Consider the following 16,456-nt stretch of genomic DNA (forward strand, 5'->3'; position numbering starts at 1 on the left):
AGATGCGCAAAGGTCTTTGGGTCGCGACGGTTTCGGTCGCCTGTCTAATTGCGCCCGTGGCGGTCGCCGACGCCACGGCGACGGCGGCGACCCTGGCCCTGATCACCAATCCGCAGGTCTGCGGCCGGGTCGGCGCCGTCGGCGATGTCCAGCCGACACGCGACATGGTCATGGCCCCAGGCTTCGGCGACGAGGGTTTCGCGGTCGATACGAAGAACCCCGAGGCCCAGGCCTGGTTTGACCACGGCGTGCGACTTCGCTGGGCGTTCGAGCATTCGGAATCGGTGCGGGCGTTCCGAAAGGCGAGGCAGTTGGACCCGTCGTGCGGCATGTGCGCCTGGGGCGAGGCCTGGGCGATCGGGCCGAACCTGAACGGCGGCGGCGGCGATCCCGAATCGATCGCCACAGGCCTGCGCGTCGCCCGTGACGCGCGGCGTCTGGCCCGAGACGCTACGCCGATGCAGCGCCAGATGATCGACGCCCTGATCCAGCGCTATTCCGGCAAGGAGAAGACCCGCGCCCTGCGTTACGCCCGCGCCATGGACCGGATCGCAAAGCGTCACGCCGACGACGTATCGGTCGCCTCGATCACCGCCGACGCCTGGATGCTCCAGCCCGAGGGCGAATGGTGGGACAAGGACGGCAAGGCGACCGATCCGGCCGTCACTCGCGCCATGGCGATCCTGGAGCACGCCCTGACGGTCAAGCCGAACGATCCGGGCGCCATTCACCTGTACATCCACCTGACCGAATGGTCGGACGATCCGCACAGGGCGCTGGCCTATGGCGAGCGGCTAGCCCTGCTAGCGCCGGGCGCCAGCCATCTGGTGCATATGCCGTCGCACACCTTCTATCGGGTCGGGCGCTACAAGGACGCGATGATGTCCAACGTCAACGCCGTGGCGCTGGACAAGAATTACGATCGGCTGGTCGCACCCCCGGGCGGCATTCGCGGCATGCGGCTGCATGCCCACAACATTCATTTCGGCATGGGCGGCGCCCTGATGGCGGGCGGGGCCGAGCGGGGGCTGGAGCTGGCCGACTGGTATATGGCGACCTATCCGCAGCTGGCGGGACCGCCCGAGGCGGGCGAGGACGGCTATGTCGTCTATCGTCAGATGATGGCGGCGAACGCCTATGCGCTTTACGGCCGGTTCGGATCGGGTGCCCAGGTCGCGGCGCTGGCCGAACCAGACGTGGGCCGTCCGCTGATGCGGGTCGGCTGGCGCTATGCGCGGGGTGAGGCGGCGGCGCGGCGCGGCGATGCGGCTGCGGTTCGGGTCGAGGCCCAGGCCATCGCCGCCCTGCTGGCGGACAAGGCGTTCAAGGGCCCGATGGCGGATCGGCAGACCGGTTTCGCCGAACTGTTCCAGAAGGTGCTGGAAGGCCGTGCGGCCATGATCGATCGGGACTATTCCGCCGCCATCGCCGCCTATGGGCGGGCGGCGGCGATCCAGGCCATGGCGCCAGAGGGCGGCGATCCGCCCATTATCTGGTATCCGACGCGTCGAAGCCTGGCCGCCGCCATGTTGGCGTCCGGCGATGCGGCGGGGGCCAAGGCCAAGATCGGCGAACTGCTGAAGGACTGGCCGAACGATCCCTACAGCTACTACGTCCTCTACCGCGCCGAACAGGCGCTGGGCGACGAGACGGCGGCCAATGACGCCCTGCGCCATGCCGGCGTCGAATGGATCGGCGGTCAGATGAGTTTGGCCGAGGCCTGACGCCTCGGCCGCGGGTTGATCAGCGCTTGGCCGCTTCGATCAGTTTGCCGATCTCAGCCGGGTCGATGCCGGGGCTGGCCTTGCCGTTGACAAAGAAGGTCGGCGTGCCGCGCAGACGCAGGGCGGCAGCCGTTGTGTGGATGTCGGCGATGTGGCGGGTGGTGTCGGGCGCGGCGATCGCGGCCTTGGCGCGGGCCATGTCCACGCCATGCGCGGCCAGAATGGCGTCGATCGCCTCGATCGACAGCGCCCGCTCGGTCATCAGGGCGTCATAGACCTCCAGATACTTGCCCTGCTGGTGCGCGGCCAAGGCGGCGCGGGCGGCGTATTGCGAGGTGATGTCGTCGCCGCGGTCCAGGATGGGCCAGTCCTTGAAGACGAAGCGGACCTCCGGATGGGCGGCCATCAGGGCGCGATAGTCGTGGGCCACGGCCTTGCAGCCGGGGCAGCGGAAGTCGAAGAATTCGATCACCGTGACCTTGGCGTTCGCCGGACCGAAGGCCGGATCGCGGGCGTCGGGCGCCAGGAGGCCGGCGTTGGCGGCGGCGGCCTGGTTCGTCTCCTCGACGGCGGCCTCGGCGTCCTTGGTCTGAAGCGCCATCTGCGCCTCCTGCAAGACCTCGGGATGCTCCAGCAGATACGCACGCACGTTCGATCCGCCGGTCAGATAGGGCGCCGCTGAAAAGCCCAGCGCGATGACCGACAGGCCCAGCGCCAGATAGCCGGCGCGGCCGCCGCTGAGCCATCCCGGCTTGGCGGTCTTGGGTTCGGGCGCAGGCGTGGGGGCGTCGTCGGTCATTCAGGCTCGCAGTCGGCGGTAAGGATCAGTTGAGGGTGGCGGGCCGGCGCGCGGCGTCGCGGCGGTCCAGGTCGTTGAGATCGTCGGGCGTGGCGCCCGAGGCCAGGACGATATCGACGGCGCGGCGCCACTCGATCGAGCCGGGATCCAGCATGGAGCGGGCGCGCAGGGCGAATTGGGTCGCCTGTTTCTCGTCCCCGCCGGCGAAATAGTATTCGGCCGAGGCCAGTCGCGCCTCTCCCTCCTTGCCCTGCGAGGCATAGGCCTGGGCCAGCAGGCGCCAGGCCATGGTGTTGTCCTTCTCGGCGACGACGGCGTGTTTCAACTGGTCGATGGCCTCGTCCAGATTGGCCTTGTCGTTGGTCTCTATCAGGGCGTGGGCCAGGTTGACGCGCAGCAGGGGGGCGTCGGGCTTCAGGCGGACCGCCTCGCGGTGGGCGGCGACGGCCTCGGCCGCACGGCCTTCCTCAAACAGGATCTGGCCTTTGAGTTCCTGGAAATAGGGGTTGTTCACGTCCCCGGCGATCAGTTCGTCCACCGCCGTCAGCGCCTTTTCCGTCTGGCCGTCGCGATACCAGGCGATGGCCCGCGCATAGCGGCCGGGCAGGGAGGTGTCGGTCGACGGATAGTCGCGCAGGGTGGCGTTCGGCGCATCCATGAAGGCATGGATCTTGGCCAGGATCAGCGCGTGCTGCGCCATACGTTCGGGGCTGTCGCGATGGTCGTAGTGCGGCTGTTCCTGCACATAACGGCGCAGGCTCTCGATCCGGTTCGACGACAGGGGGTGGCTGCGGAAATAGGGATAGCGGCGGGCGTCGGAGAAGACCTCCTGCGAGCGGAAGTTCTCGAAGAAGGACACCAGCCCGGCGCCGGATTCGCCGGCCGCCTCCAGCGCCCGAGCGCCCGAGATGTCGGCCTCGCCTTCCTGGCTTTGCATGTAATGCAGCGCGCCCAGAGCGCCGAAATACTGGCTGGAGCCGAGCAGGGCGACGCCTGCGTCCGGCGCGCCGGCGGCGATGGCCAGGGCGCCGAGCGCCATGGTCATGAACATCGGCTGTTTGCCGGCGTTCTCGGCCCCGTCTCGCAGAGTGTGGCGGTTTTTGATGTGGCCCGCTTCGTGCGCCATCACGCCCAGCAATTCGCCGGGCGTCTTGGTGCGCAGGATCAGGCCGGTGTTGACGCCCATGATCCGCCCGCGTGTCGCAAAGGCGTTCAGGTCGTTGTCGTTGACCAGCAGGACTTCGATATCGTTCGGGTTCAGCCCCATGGCCACGAAGACCGGGTCGGCCCATTCGCGCACGATGCCCTCGACCTCGGTGTCGCGGATCAGGCTTTGCGCGGAGGCCTGGCCGGCGACGGAAACAGCCATCAAGGCCGTCGCCGCCGCCGCCAGAACGCGGGATGCAGATCGGGGAAGCCACCTCATGGCTCTACTCCAACAACGACCGGCCCCCGCCTGTATCCAGACAGTCTAATCGTGACCGATCAGCGGCGCCACCACCCGCGCTTGGGCTTTTCGGGCGGTGCGACGATCTGGTTCGGGTCTTCGGCGATGATGGCCTGAACGTCGATCTCCGGCGTGGGGGCGACGAAGGGCTCGGCCAAGACGGCCTCGGTCACCGGAACCGCCGTCGGCGCGGCGACCGGGGCGACTTCGGCCGGTTCGGCGGCCAGCGCCTCGTGCGGGGTCACGTCCAGCTCCACCGCCGCGCCTTGGACCGTAGCTTCGTTCGACTCGATGGCGGTGTCGGGATGCGGTTCGGTCGCGATCTCGACATTGGCGCTGGCCGACTTGCGGCGCACGCGACGACGCTGAGGCTCAGGCGCGATGGCCGGGGCGGCGGTTTCGACGGCCTCGGTCGGCTCGACCATGACGGCCATCGGCGTCTCGGGCGACCCGTCAGGCGGCATGCCTTCGTTGGTGGCGCGGTTCTCGACCTTGATCTCATGGCTGACGGAACCTTCGCCACGGCCGCGACCGCGACGACGGCGACGGCGCGAACGCCCGCCTTCCTCGCCAGAGCCTTCGCCGGCGCCGCTATGGGCGACGGCATCCAGGCCTTCGCCCTCGGACTGAGCGAAGGCGGGGCGTTCAGACCGCTCATGGCGCTCGCCGCGTTCCGGGCGACCTTCCGAGCGGCCGGGGTTTAGCGGGTCGAACCAGACATAGGGGTCGTCCAGCGACGGCGTGCGGCCGCGAACCCAGGTGTAGACGTCGCGCTCGCCATCCTCGCGGACGCGGCGACCGCCACGGCGGCCACGGCGACGGCGGCGGCCGTTTTCGTCTTCCTCATCGTCCGAGGCGTCGTCGGCGCTGACCGTATCGACGGCCTCGACGTCGGAGGTTTCCTCGTCGCGACGACCGCCGCGACGGCGACGGTTGCGCCCACGACCCCGATCGCGACCACCGTCATGACGCTCTGAGCGTTCGCGCGGTTCGTCGTCGTCGCTGTCTTCGCGATCCAGGGATTCGACCGTGTCGTCATCGTCGTCGGCGATGATCTCCTCGTCGTCGTCCTCATCCTCGTCTTCGTACAGCGAGGCGTCGAAGTCGTCGTCGAGGTTGGGCATCTCGATCTCGGGCGCGACGAAGTCCTCGTTGGTCTCGGTGCGCTCGATAGTGTGCTCGCCCTGGCCCAGGCTGTCGTCGATCTGGACGATAACGTTGAGGCCGCGACGTTCCAGGAGCGACTGCAGATAGGCGCGCTTGTGGTTCAGGATATACAGGCCGACGGCGGTGCAGACCTTCAGCACCACGACGCCTGCGCCGTTCTTGCCGGCCTCGATGTCGACCGCGCGCAGGGTCATCAGGGCGGCGGATTCGGCAGAGCGGATGCGGCCCGTGCCCTGGCAATGCGGGCAGGCTTCGGTCGCGCCCTCGATCACGCCCAGGCGGCGACGCTGACGGCTGATCTCCATCAGGCCGAAGGGCGAGATGCGGCCCATCTGGATGCGGGCGCGGTCGGAGGACAGAGCCTCCTTCAGCACGCGCTCGACGGCGCGGTTGTTCTTGCCCTCATCCATGTCGATGAAGTCGATGACGACGAGGCCGGCGAGGTCGCGCAGGCGCAGCTGGCGGGCGGCTTCCTCGGCCGCTTCCATATTGGTCTTGAACGCTGTCTGTTCGACGTTGCGTTCTTTGGTGGCGCGGCCCGAGTTGACGTCGATGGCCACCAGGGCCTCGGTCTGGTTGATGACCAGATAGCCGCCGGACTTCAGCGGCACGACCGGTTGGTGGATCTGCGTCAGCAGCTCCTCGATGCCATTGGCCGCGAACAGAGGACGCGAACCGCGATACAGGTGAACCTTCTTGGCCTGGGCCGGCATCAGCACGCGCATGAAGTCGCGCGCTTCCTTGAAGCCCTCGACGCCCTCGACCTGGATGCCGTCGAAGTCCTTGTCGAACATGTCGCGCACGGCGCGGCGGACCAGGTTCTCTTCCTCGTAGATCACCGAGGGGGCGTGAGAGGCGAGGGTGGTCTCGCGGATCGTCTCCCAAAGACGCAGCAGATATTGATAATCGCGCTTGATCTCGGCCTTGGTGCGCTTGGCGCCCGCCGTGCGGATGATCAGGCCCATGCCCTTGGGCACTTCCAAGGCCGAGACGGCGCTCTTCAGGCGACGACGGTCCGAGGTGTTGGTGATCTTGCGCGAAATGCCGCCGCCCTTGCCGGTGTTGGGCATCAAGACGCAGTAGCGGCCGGCCAGCGACAGCCAGGTGGTCAGGGCCGCGCCCTTGGCGCCGCGCTCATCCTTGACGACCTGGACCAGCAGGATCTGGCGGCGCTTGATCACGTCCTGGATCTTGTAGCGACGCATCAGGCGGCGCTTCAGCCGCTCTTCGTCGGCCAGGGCCGATTCGGGATCGACGTCGTCGCCGGTGGATTCGCGGTCGAGATCGTCCTCGTCCTCGTCGTCGTGCGCCTCGGCCATGATGGCTTCGCGGTCGGCGACGGGGATCTGGTAGTAGTCGGGGTGGATTTCGTTGAAAGCGAGGAAACCGTGACGATTGCCGCCGTATTCAATGAAGGCGGCCTGCAGGCTGGGCTCTACGCGGGTGACCTTGGCGAGGTAGATATTGCCGCGAAGCTGGCGCTTCGCACGGGATTCGAAATCGAATTCCTCAATCTTGCGCCCGTCCACGATGGCGACCCGGGTCTCCTCGGGATGCGCCGCATCGATCAGCATTGTCTTTGACATGGAAAGTCTCTCTCTGGCGCGCGCAGGCCGACCGTCCCGGATCTCCGGACAGGGTCATGGCGGCTCGCCGAATGAAGGTGAGGGCCGGCGCGCGCGATATCCCCTCGCCGAAAACGGCGAAGAAGGCTTGATCAAGCCGTTGGGGAACGCAGGCGGAAAGGCCCATTAAGTCGTCGGTCCTGAACCGGGCGCGCCAATCCCTTGGGAAGGCCGCGTCCCTGGTCCGCTCTTCGAACCATCGGCCAGGCCGGGGCGGTTCTAGGATTGGTGAAAGTCAACGCCGCGAGGAGGGCGCGCCAAGATTCGCAGAGGCGAAATCGGCGCGATCGGTTCGCGAGCGGTCACAGCATAGTCATGCAACGGGAGAATTAAAAGGCGCTCGCCTTAACCCCCTGAATACGAGCCTCTGTCATGATGAGGTTCAAGTAGGCTTAAACCGGGTTCGCCGACGCAGATGAGCGGTCGCGTTTTGACAGGTCTGATGCGCTGGGGCGCGAAGGAGTGGGCGATGACCGCCCTGGCCTTCGTGGTCATCTGCATGGTCGGTCTGTCCGCAACGCGCGGTTTCGCCTGGGGCGCGCAAGGCGATGTGCTGGCGGTGCGCTTCGGCGCCGATGGCGATCGGACCCGCGTTGTCATCGATCTGGACAAGACGGCGCAGGGGCGCGTCATCGACGCGGGCGGAGAGGGCCGTGTGGTGCTGGCCCTCAGCGGCGTCGCGCCCGGACGCGGCCTGAACGGCGGCGGCTCGGGTCTGGTGCGCTCCTTTGAGGTCACGTCGTCCGGCAGTTCGTCGCGGGTTCAGCTGGAACTGGCGCGCGGCAGCGAGATCGAACGGCGCTTCCTGCTGCCGCCCGGCGACGGCGTCAGCCATTATCGTTATGTCGTCGATCTGAAGGCTACCGGGGCCGCCGCGCGCGCCACGACCACGCCGGCGCCGCACGCCAGCGCGCCGCCGCGCCGCGCCGAACGCCCCCTGATCGTCATCGACGCCGGCCATGGCGGCAATGATCCCGGCGCCAGCGGCGCAAGCGCCCAGGAAAAGCAGGTCACTTTGGCCGCCGCCCTGGCGTTGAAGGCCGAGCTTGAGAAGAACGGCCGCTATCGCGTCAGGCTGACCCGGAGCGACGACCGCTATGTCGACCTCTATCGCCGCGTCTCCATTGCGCGTCAGGCCGACGCCGATCTGTTCATTTCCTTGCACGCTGACGCGGGCGCCGATCCGGCGCTGCGCGGGGCCAGCGTCTATACCCTGTCGGAGCAGGGCGCCGGACGGGCCGTGCGTGAGTTCACGCGGGGCGACAACTGGCACCGCGAACTGCATCTGCCGGGGCGCGACCCGTCGGTGGATCGCATCCTGCTCGACATGACCCAGCGCGCGACCCAGAACCGCTCCGCCCAGTTCGCGCGCGTCTTGCTGACGCACCTGGAAGGCTCGGACCATCCTCTCTTGCGCCGCAGCCATCGCGATGCGGGTCTGGCAGTGCTCCTGGCGCCCGACGTGCCGGCCGTGCTGCTGGAAATGGGCTTCATCACCAATCCCGAGGACGAGCGGCTGCTGACCGACGAGCGTGCGCGCCGTCGCCTGATGAAATCGGTGGCGGACGGGATCGATCGCTATTTCCGCGAGCCGTCGAGCCCGATGATGGCTGCCGCGAACAGCCAAGCCGCCGGTCAGCCCTGACCCGGCGCAACCAAGCCGGCCGTCGCCGGTTTCAGCACCATGAAAAAAGCGATTGTCACAGGCGGATCAGGCCTGATCGGAACGGGCGTTTGTGACGCCTTGCTGGCCAACGGATGGGAAGTCGCCTCCTTCGATCTGAAGCCGGGTGAGGGGGAGGCTCGTCATATCGACTGCGATCTGGGTGATGAGGACTCGGTCAAACAGGCGTTCGAGACCTTGGGCTGGTCGTCGCTGGACCTGCTGGTCAACAACGGAGGCATCGCCGATCCGGTGAACGGCCCGCTGACTGAACTGTCGCTTGCGGACTGGCGCAAGACGATCGACAGCCATTTGACCGGCGCTTTTCTGATGAGCCGCGCCGCCATTCCGATGCTGAACGAGGGCGGCGCCATCGTGAACATGATCTCGACGCGCGCCTTCATGTCAGAACCGCACACCGAGGCCTATGCGGCGTCGAAAGGCGCGCTGTTCGCCCTGACCCACGCCCTGGCGATCAGCGAAGGCCCTCGGATCCGGGTCAACGCCATCGCGCCAGGCTGGATTTCGGACGGCGAGGATCTGCGTCCTGTCGATCACGAACAGCATCCGGTCGGCCGCGTCGGCCGCGCCGAGGATATCGCCGGGGCCGTGCTCTACCTCGCCGAGGCGGGCTTTGTCACGGGCCAGGTGCTGACCGTGGACGGCGGCATGACGCGCAAGATGATCTACGCCGACTAGACCGTCAGGCCAGGCCGGCCTTCTTCAGCGTCTTCCAGGCCTTGATCACGCGTTGCAACTTCGCCTCGGCGCTGCGGTCGCCGCTGTTGGTGTCGGGGTGAAACCGCTTCAGCAGCTCGTGATACTGAGCCTTGACCTTCGCCTTGTCCGCGCCGGGATCCAGATCGAGGTCGGCGAGGGCGGCGCGTTCCAGCTTGCCGATGCGGCGGTCCTCGGTCGCAGACTGCGGCGCTTGATCGCCCTTGCGCCCGAACAAGCCGAAGCTGTCGCGCCATGAGCCGGCGCCGGTGGTGTTGGACGTGCCCATCTTGGCGGCGAAGGCGGCGGCTTCGCGCGTGAACTTGCCGGCCTGCATCTCCCAGGTCGGGCGGCCGCCGGTCATGGCCTCGTTTTCCTGGGCGGCGCGAATCTCACCCTCGGTCATGCCGGCGTAGAAGTTCCAGCCCTTGTTGTATTCGCCGGCGTGCGGCTGGCAGAACTCATAGAAGTCGTTCAGCCGTTCGCGGGACTTGGGCGCCTTGGCCGCGGCGGCTCGGCGACAGTCGGGCCACTGGCACGGCTTTTCGCCCGGCTTCAGGTGCAGGACGTCGGCTTTCGCCGCCTCTTCCTCGGGCTTGGGCGGCTTCACCCGAATGTCGGTGAAGCGCGGCTTGTATTGAAAGGAGGCGGACATCACCCGAAGTGTAAGCCCGATTGGGACAGCATCAAGGAATCGATCATGTCTGAAGGCCCGGTGGCGACGATTATTCGTGCAAAACTGACGGCAGGGCTGTCGCCCCTGCGTCTGGAGGTCGAGGACGACAGCTGGCGCCACGCCGGACATCATCATGAAGGCGGAATGGACGCCAAGCCTGGCGGCGAAAGCCACTTTAACTTGGTAATCGTGTCCGCCGCTTTCCAGGGGCAGTCGCGGCTGGCGCGACAGCGCGCGGTCAACGCCCTGCTGAAGGACGAGATGGCCGGACCGGTCCACGCTCTTTCGATCAAGGCGCTGACGCCGGAGGAGGCTGGCTGAGCGAAAGAACTGCGTTCACATCGTCTTAGAACCTTCGTCTTAGCGTCGTCCGACCAAACAGAACGTGGGGATCTGGGCTTATGGTGGAATCAGACGGCGTCGCGAAGGCGCTCGAAGGCGAGCAACGCGCCGGAGACGCGGCCCAGGCGCTGACCGCCATCCTGCAGACGCAGTATCTCCGCTACATGATCATCGCCTCGTGGGGCGTGGGTCTTCTCGGCACCGTCGGCTTGTGGCCGGCGCTGTTGTGGTTCGGCGGCACCCTGGCGGCCGGGTCGCTGCGGGGAATCGTCGAACATCGCCTGAGCCATCGCGTCGGCACCAACTGGGGCGTGATCTTCCCGATCGTGGCGACGGTGACGACCGGCGCTTGGGCCATCGCGCCTCTGATGGCCTGGTTCTCCCCCACCGAGTTCGGACGGCCCCTGGCCCTCGCCCTACTGATTTCCGGCTGTGCTGGTCTTCGCCCAGCTTCGCAGCTCGCCGCGTCAGGCCCTGATCATCTCTTCGCCCTACGGCGCGGCCGCGACGATCATTCTGTTCAGCCTGTGGGGCACCAACGCCTTCTGGTCGATGCTGGCGGTCCTGCCGTTCACGGCGGCAGGTCTGTTCGTGCTGGTGACCATGACCCTGCTGCGCGAAGACCGCATTCGGGCCTTCCAGTCGCATCAGGCGCATCTGATCGAGGAGCTGGAAGCGGCCCGCGACAAGGCCAACGCCGCCAATGATGCCAAGTCGAACTTCCTGGGCGTGATCTCGCACGAACTGCGCACGCCCATGAACGGCGTATTGGGCGCGGCCCAACTGCTCAGCGCAACGCGACTGGAGACGACGCAGCGCGAGTATCTGTCGATCATCCGCAACTCCGGCGACAATCTGTTGTCGCTGCTGAACGACATCCTCGACATGACCAAGATCGAGGCCGGCAAGATGAACTTCGAGGTCGTCGATATCGTCATCGACGGCCTGAACAAGCGCATCACCGGCCCCTTCGAGGCCCAGGCCGAAGCCAAGGGCCTGACGTTCGTTACGACCGTGGAGGGCGAGATTCCGACGGTGGTGCGCGGCGATCCGCTGCGCGTCTGTCAGGTGGTGCAGAACCTGCTGTCCAATGCGGTCAAGTTCACCGAAGCTGGCGAGATCCACTACCTCGTGCGCGGACACCGCGTATCGGATCAGCGCGTGCGGTTCGAATTTGTCGTCCAGGACAGCGGTGCGGGCATTGCGGCGGCCGATCTGGAGCGGCTGTTCATGCCCTTCACCCAGGTCGATACCTCGTCCACGCGGCGCTTTGGCGGAACGGGTCTGGGCCTGACGATCGCACGGCGCATGGCCAACATCATGGGCGGCGACATCACCGTGACGTCCAAGCTCGCCGAGGGCTCGTGCTTCACCCTGGAAATCGAGGCCGAGGTCGTGGAATGGGCCAAGCCCGTCGCGGCGGCTGAGGTTCATGCCGAGATCGAAGGCGGCGAATCGTTGCGCGTCCTGGTGGTCGAGGATCATCCGGTGAACCGCATGATTCTGGAGGCCTGGATGAGCTCGGCCAGCCACGTCACTTCGACGGCCGAGAACGGGCAGGTCGCGGTCGATATCGCCAAGGATCAGCCGTTCGACCTGATCATCATGGACGTGAACATGCCGGTCATGGACGGACTGACCGCAACGCGCATCATCCGCGAAGGCGGCCAGAATGCGAATACGCCAATCGTGGTCCTGTCGGCATCGGCGCGTCATGAGGATCATGAGGCTGGTCTTCAGGCCGGCGCCGACGCCTATCTGAACAAGCCGATCGATTTCGGCGCTTTGGCCGCCCTGATGGGTCACGTCAGCGGCGGTCGCGACGCGGTTGCGCAGATGGCCGCACCGCCATCAGAGGCCTCCGTCGCCGCCTGATTGCGGCGATCCTGTGTTCCCGACATGAACCTGGGCCGAGGACGCCGGTTCAGGCGCGCCTCAGTCGCCGTGCTCCATAACTGCACCCAAGCCGATGGTCTTCGGCGCAGATGGAGACACGATCATGAAAAAGATCCTGACCACCGCAATCGCTTCGGTCATGGCCGCCGGCGCGCTGGGCGCAGCAGGCGCAGCCTCGGCTCAGCCCGTACCGCCCCACGGTCCGCATGGTCCCGCCGCACGTCACGGTCCGGGTCCTGACCACTACGATCGTCGGGACTATCGCCAGGATCGCCGCGATTACCGCCGCGAGCTGCGCGAGGATCGTCGGGACTATCGCCAGCAGCAACGCGCCTATGAACGCTGGCAGCGTGCGGAACGTCGTTACAACGCCCCGCGCTACGTCCCGCCGCGCGGCTATGCGGTTCGGACCTGGAGCTATGGCCAGCGGATGCCGTCCTACTACCGCACCAACGCCTATGTGGTGCACGACTATAACCGCTATGGCCTGCGCGCGCCGCCCCGTGGCTACCAATATGTCCGCAGCGGCAATGACGTGGTGCTCGCCGCCGTCGCCGGCGGCCTGATCACCGCCGTGATCGCCGGCCTGTTCAACTGATCCGTCAAGGATTTGAGATGCGCTCCGGAGGGAAACCTCCGGGGCGTTTTTCGTTCTGAAGAGGACGGCGACGCTTCCGGCGCCCAAGATGGATGACGATGCGCGCCTTCGCCGAGCTTCTGGACCGCCTGTCCCTGACGGCTTCGCGCAATGCGAAGCTGGTGCTGGTGCGCGACTATCTGAGAGCGACGCCCGATCCGGACCGGGGATGGGCGCTGGCGGCCCTGACCGGCGACCTGACGTTCGACGCGGCCAAGCCGGCCATGATCCGAAAGGCGGTCGAAGGCCGGGTCGACAGTGTGCTGTTCGGCTGGTCCTACGACTATGTGGGCGATCTGGCGGAGACCGCGGCCCTGATCTGGCCCGTGACGCCGGACCACCGGCCAAACCGTGAGCCCGAGCTGGCCGAGGTCGTCGAGGCGCTAAGGACCGCCACGCGGACGGAGGTGCGCGGCCTTCTGGAAGGCTGGCTGGATGCGCTGGAGCCGAAAGGGCGCTGGGCGCTGCTGAAGCTGATGACCGGGGCCTTGCGCGTCGGCCTGTCGGCGCGGCTGGCCAAGACGGCGGCGGCCATGATGCGCCCGGACGCGGTGATGGCGCCGCCCTCGCCGGACGGGGACGAGGCGCAGATGACGCTGGAGGCGTTGGACGCCTCTGCCATCGAGGAAGTTTGGCACGCGGTCGAGCCGCCCTACGCCGACCTGTTCGCCTGGCTGGAGGGCAGGGCGGAGCGGCCCAGCCCGGATGCGCCCGGCCGGTTCCGACCCGTCATGCTGGCCGTCGCCATCGATGAAGCCGTGGATCTGCCCAAACTGTCGCCGGCCGATTATGCGGCCGAATGGAAGTGGGACGGCATTCGGGTTCAGGCGGTGCTGGAGGGCGAGGTCCGCAAACTCTATTCCCGAACCGGCGACGAGATTTCGGCCGCCTTTCCCGATGTGATGGAGGCCTTGGCGTTCGAAGGCGCGATCGATGGTGAGCTGATCGTCTGGCGCGACGGGGCGGTGGCGCCGTTCGGGGATCTGCAGCAGCGGCTGAACCGCAAGTCGGTGGACGCCAAGGCGATGCAGGCCTTTCCAGCGGCGGTCGTCGCCTATGACCTGCTTGCTCAGGATGGCGAGGATCTGCGCGGCCTGCCGCTGCGCGAGCGGCGGGCGCGCCTGGAGGCCTTGGTCAATGGTCATACCGGCGAGCGACTGTACCTGTCGCCGGTGGTCGATTACGCCGATTGGGATGAACTGGCGCGGCTGCGGGCCGATCCGCCGGTCGGGGCGGCGGCCGAGGGACTGATGCTGAAACGCTGGGACAGCCCCTATCTGGCGGGGCGACCCAAGGGGCCGTGGTTCAAGTGGAAGCGCGACCCGCACGTCATCGACGCCGTCCTGATGTACGCCCAGCGCGGCCACGGCAAACGCTCCAGCTTCTATTCCGACTACACCTTCGGCGTCTGGACGCCGGAAGGGGCGTTGACGCCGGTGGGCAAGGCTTATTTCGGCTTCACCGACGAGGAGTTGAAACAGCTCGACAAGTTCGTGCGCGACCACACCATCGACCGGTTCGGGCCGGTGCGGTCGGTGCGGGCCGAGCGGGATTTCGGCCTGGTGCTTGAGATCGCGTTCGAGGGACTGAATCGCTCGACGCGGCACAAGTCGGGCGTGGCCATGCGCTTTCCGCGCGTCAGCCGCATTCGCTGGGACAAGCCGGCGCGAGAGGCCAACACTATCGACGATGTGATGGACCTGCTGGACGCCATCGAAAGCGGCGGCGGACGGATCGCAAAGGCCTGAAATCGGGCTTTCAGGGGTTCCAATCGTCGCGTCAGGCGTTAGACCCGGCCTCATGTCTCTGCCTCTTTCCAACGATGTCGCCGAAGCGGTCGCCGCAGGGCGCAAGGCCGTTTCGATCGACGCCGCCGTGATCGCCAAGCTGACCGACATGGCGGGTGATTTCGCGATCAATCTGACGATCGCCATCCTGATCTTCGTCCTGACGGTCTTTGCGGCGAAATGGGCGGCGCGGGCGGCGCGCAATACCCTGTCGCGGGTCAAGGGCTTCCGCCACGATCCGACGGTCCTGAGCTTTGCGGTCCAGGTGGTGCGGGTGGTGGTCTTCATCGTCGGCATGATCGCCGTGCTTCAACGCCTGGGCGTTCAGACCACTTCGATCATCGCCGTGCTGGGTGCGGCGTCCTTGGCGGTGGGCCTGGCTTTGCAGGGCACGTTGTCGAACGTGGCTTCGGGAATCATGCTGCTGGTGCTGCGGCCCTACCGCGTCGGCGACGTGGTTGATGTCGGCGGGATGAGCGGCACGGTGCAGCGACTGGACCTGTTCACGACCCAGCTGTCCAACGCCAACAACCACAAGATCGTCATTCCGAACTCGAAGGTCCTGAGCGACCCGCTGACCAATCTGACCGGCCAGCAGACCCGCCGGATCGAGATCAACTTCACCGTCGGCTATGGCGACGATCTGAACCAGGCGCGTTGCGTGCTGGCGGATATGGCCGCCGCACACGACAAGGTGCTGCAAGATCCCCATCCGTGGACCGGCGTGACGGGCCTGTTGGACAGCTCGGTGCAGGTGACGCTGCACGCCTGGGTCAAGGTCGGCGACTGGTGGCAGACCCAGGCCGATCTGATGCAGGGCGGCAAGGAGGCGCTGGACGCCGCCGGGATCGAGATTCCGTTCCCGCATCAGGTCGCCGTTCCCTATGGCGATCACGAGCCGTCGTCGGTCGTTCCGGGCGCGACGACCCCCGATACAGCTTTCAAGGCCAGTTGATGCGTTACGATTTCGGCTCCGACAACACCGCCGGCATGGCGTTGAGCGCCATCGAAGGCCTGGTGCGGGCCAACAAGGGATTCGCCCGCGCCTATGGCGCAGACGAGGTCACAGCCCGCGCTGCCGACCAGATTCGCCAGCGTCTGGATGCGGACGCCGAGGTGCGGTTTGTTTTCAGCGGGACGGCGGCCAACGCCATCGCCCTGTCGATGCTGGCCCAACCCTATGAGGCGGTGCTGGCGCACCATGCGGCGCATATCTGCACCGACGAGACTGGGGCGCCGGGCTTCTTCGGTCACGGCGTCGGCCTGATCGGGCTGCCGGGCTTCTCGGGCAAGATCGATCCATTGGCCCTGCAGGCGCAGTTGGGCGAACCCGAAGTCGGGCATCGTCAGCCGCCCGCCGCCCTGTCGCTGACCCAGGCCACGGAATATGGCTCGGTCTATACCGAGGAAGAGCTGCGCCACCTGATCGAACCGGCCAAGGCGCTGGGCTACGGCGTTCACATGGACGGGGCGCGCCTGACCAATGCGGTCGCCGCCGGTTTCGACCTGAAGGACATTCCTCGCCTGGGCGTGGACGTGCTGGTGTTCGGCGGGGCCAAGGCGGGCGCCAACTGCGCCGAGGCGATCGTGCTGTTCGACAAGAGCCTGGCGCGGCGACTGGACAACCGGCTGAAGCAGGCGGGCCAGACGTCGTCCAAGACGCGTCTGCTGTCGGGTCCGATGCTGGGCTTGCTGGAAAGCGGCGATTGGGAATCGGGCGGCGCCCACGCCAATCTGATGGCGCAGCGCTTGGCGGCCGGCATTGCGGGGCGGTCGCCCTTCGTCCTGGCCCATCCGGTGGAGGCGAACGCCGTCTTCGTGCGGATGCCGAAAGAGGCGCACGCCCGCCTGAACGAAATGGGCTGGGCCTGCTACGCCTTCGATGACGGTTCGGTGCGCTTCGTCTGTTCGTGGGCGACGCAGGAAGCGGCCGTGGACGAGTTGATCGAGGCGGTCGCCGGTCTGGGCTGAGCGAC

Annotated in this window: 14 protein-coding genes; 9 read left to right on the forward strand and 5 right to left on the reverse strand. The window is 66.9% G+C overall.

The genetic code is table 11. From position 1 onward, the window contains the following. The first annotated feature begins 2 nt into the window (after positions 1-2). Entirely contained in the window at positions 3-1,724 is a 1,722-nt protein-coding gene (locus tag VH88_RS13390) for a hypothetical protein (protein ID WP_045811685.1), read from the forward strand. 19 nt (positions 1,725-1,743) lie between these two features. Here the strand turns inward: VH88_RS13390 and VH88_RS13395 are convergent, their stop codons facing one another. The 3 genes from VH88_RS13395 to VH88_RS13405 are packed head-to-tail and all read right to left on the reverse strand — an operon-like array spanning position 1,744 to position 6,723. Continuing rightward, complete coding sequence (locus VH88_RS13395) at positions 1,744-2,523, reverse strand: thioredoxin domain-containing protein (protein ID WP_052689612.1); 780 nt, start codon at positions 2,521-2,523, stop codon at positions 1,744-1,746. A 25-nt stretch (positions 2,524-2,548) separates the two neighbouring features. Next, positions 2,549-3,949, reverse strand: a complete 1,401-nt coding sequence (locus tag VH88_RS13400) for a M48 family metalloprotease (RefSeq protein WP_045811686.1) — start codon at positions 3,947-3,949, stop codon at positions 2,549-2,551. A gap of 59 nt (positions 3,950-4,008) precedes the next feature. Continuing rightward, positions 4,009-6,723 (reverse strand): ribonuclease E/G, encoded by a 2,715-nt coding sequence (locus VH88_RS13405; protein ID WP_045811687.1) that lies wholly within the window; start codon positions 6,721-6,723, stop codon positions 4,009-4,011. A 508-nt stretch (positions 6,724-7,231) separates the two neighbouring features. Here VH88_RS13405 and VH88_RS13410 point away from each other — a divergent pair. Together VH88_RS13410 and VH88_RS13415 are read left to right on the forward strand one after the other, a co-directional pair. Beyond that, positions 7,232-8,407: an N-acetylmuramoyl-L-alanine amidase gene (locus tag VH88_RS13410; protein WP_197071090.1), complete on the forward strand. Its 1,176-nt coding sequence runs from the start codon at positions 7,232-7,234 to the stop codon at positions 8,405-8,407. A 39-nt stretch (positions 8,408-8,446) separates the two neighbouring features. Next, positions 8,447-9,124: an SDR family oxidoreductase gene (locus VH88_RS13415; RefSeq protein WP_045811689.1), complete on the forward strand. Its 678-nt coding sequence runs from the start codon at positions 8,447-8,449 to the stop codon at positions 9,122-9,124. 4 nt (positions 9,125-9,128) lie between these two features. On the opposite strand, the gene VH88_RS13420 is transcribed toward VH88_RS13415, so the two are convergent. Then, positions 9,129-9,797: a J domain-containing protein gene (locus VH88_RS13420; RefSeq protein WP_045811690.1), complete on the reverse strand. Its 669-nt coding sequence runs from the start codon at positions 9,795-9,797 to the stop codon at positions 9,129-9,131. A gap of 45 nt (positions 9,798-9,842) precedes the next feature. Between VH88_RS13420 and VH88_RS13425 the strand changes: the two genes are divergently transcribed. Continuing rightward, positions 9,843-10,139 carry a BolA family transcriptional regulator gene (locus tag VH88_RS13425; protein WP_039247647.1) on the forward strand — a complete coding sequence of 99 codons (297 nt, stop codon included), beginning with the start codon at positions 9,843-9,845 and terminating at the stop codon, positions 10,137-10,139. An 89-nt stretch (positions 10,140-10,228) separates the two neighbouring features. Here VH88_RS13425 and VH88_RS16540 read toward each other — a convergent pair whose 3' ends face one another. Next, on the reverse strand, positions 10,229-10,438 hold the full coding sequence (locus VH88_RS16540) for a hypothetical protein (RefSeq protein ID WP_231576691.1): 210 nt from the start codon (positions 10,436-10,438) through the stop codon (positions 10,229-10,231). 154 nt (positions 10,439-10,592) lie between these two features. Here VH88_RS16540 and VH88_RS13435 point away from each other — a divergent pair, with 154 nt between their 5' ends. The 5 genes from VH88_RS13435 to VH88_RS13455 all read left to right on the forward strand — a co-directional run bounded on the left by VH88_RS13435 (position 10,593) and on the right by VH88_RS13455 (position 16,451). After that, positions 10,593-12,035 carry a response regulator gene (locus VH88_RS13435; protein ID WP_231576692.1) on the forward strand — a complete coding sequence of 481 codons (1,443 nt, stop codon included), beginning with the start codon at positions 10,593-10,595 and terminating at the stop codon, positions 12,033-12,035. A gap of 124 nt (positions 12,036-12,159) precedes the next feature. Continuing rightward, on the forward strand, positions 12,160-12,654 hold the full coding sequence (locus tag VH88_RS13440) for an RcnB family protein (protein ID WP_039247720.1): 495 nt from the start codon (positions 12,160-12,162) through the stop codon (positions 12,652-12,654). A gap of 98 nt (positions 12,655-12,752) precedes the next feature. Next, the gene (locus tag VH88_RS13445; RefSeq protein ID WP_045811708.1) at positions 12,753-14,441 is read left to right on the forward strand and encodes a cisplatin damage response ATP-dependent DNA ligase; all 1,689 of its coding nucleotides are present in this window, start codon (positions 12,753-12,755) and stop codon (positions 14,439-14,441) included. 52 nt (positions 14,442-14,493) lie between these two features. Continuing rightward, positions 14,494-15,435, forward strand: a complete 942-nt coding sequence (locus VH88_RS13450) for a mechanosensitive ion channel family protein (RefSeq protein WP_045811692.1) — start codon at positions 14,494-14,496, stop codon at positions 15,433-15,435. Continuing rightward, the gene (locus VH88_RS13455) at positions 15,435-16,451 is read left to right on the forward strand and encodes a low specificity L-threonine aldolase (protein WP_045811693.1); all 1,017 of its coding nucleotides are present in this window, start codon (positions 15,435-15,437) and stop codon (positions 16,449-16,451) included. The genes VH88_RS13450 and VH88_RS13455 overlap by 1 nt, the downstream gene beginning before the upstream one ends. The last annotated feature ends 5 nt before the right edge of the window (positions 16,452-16,456 follow it).

Origin of the sequence: Brevundimonas sp. KM4 (assembly GCF_000964075.1) — a bacterium.
Lineage (GTDB): Bacteria > Pseudomonadota > Alphaproteobacteria > Caulobacterales > Caulobacteraceae > Brevundimonas > Brevundimonas huaxiensis.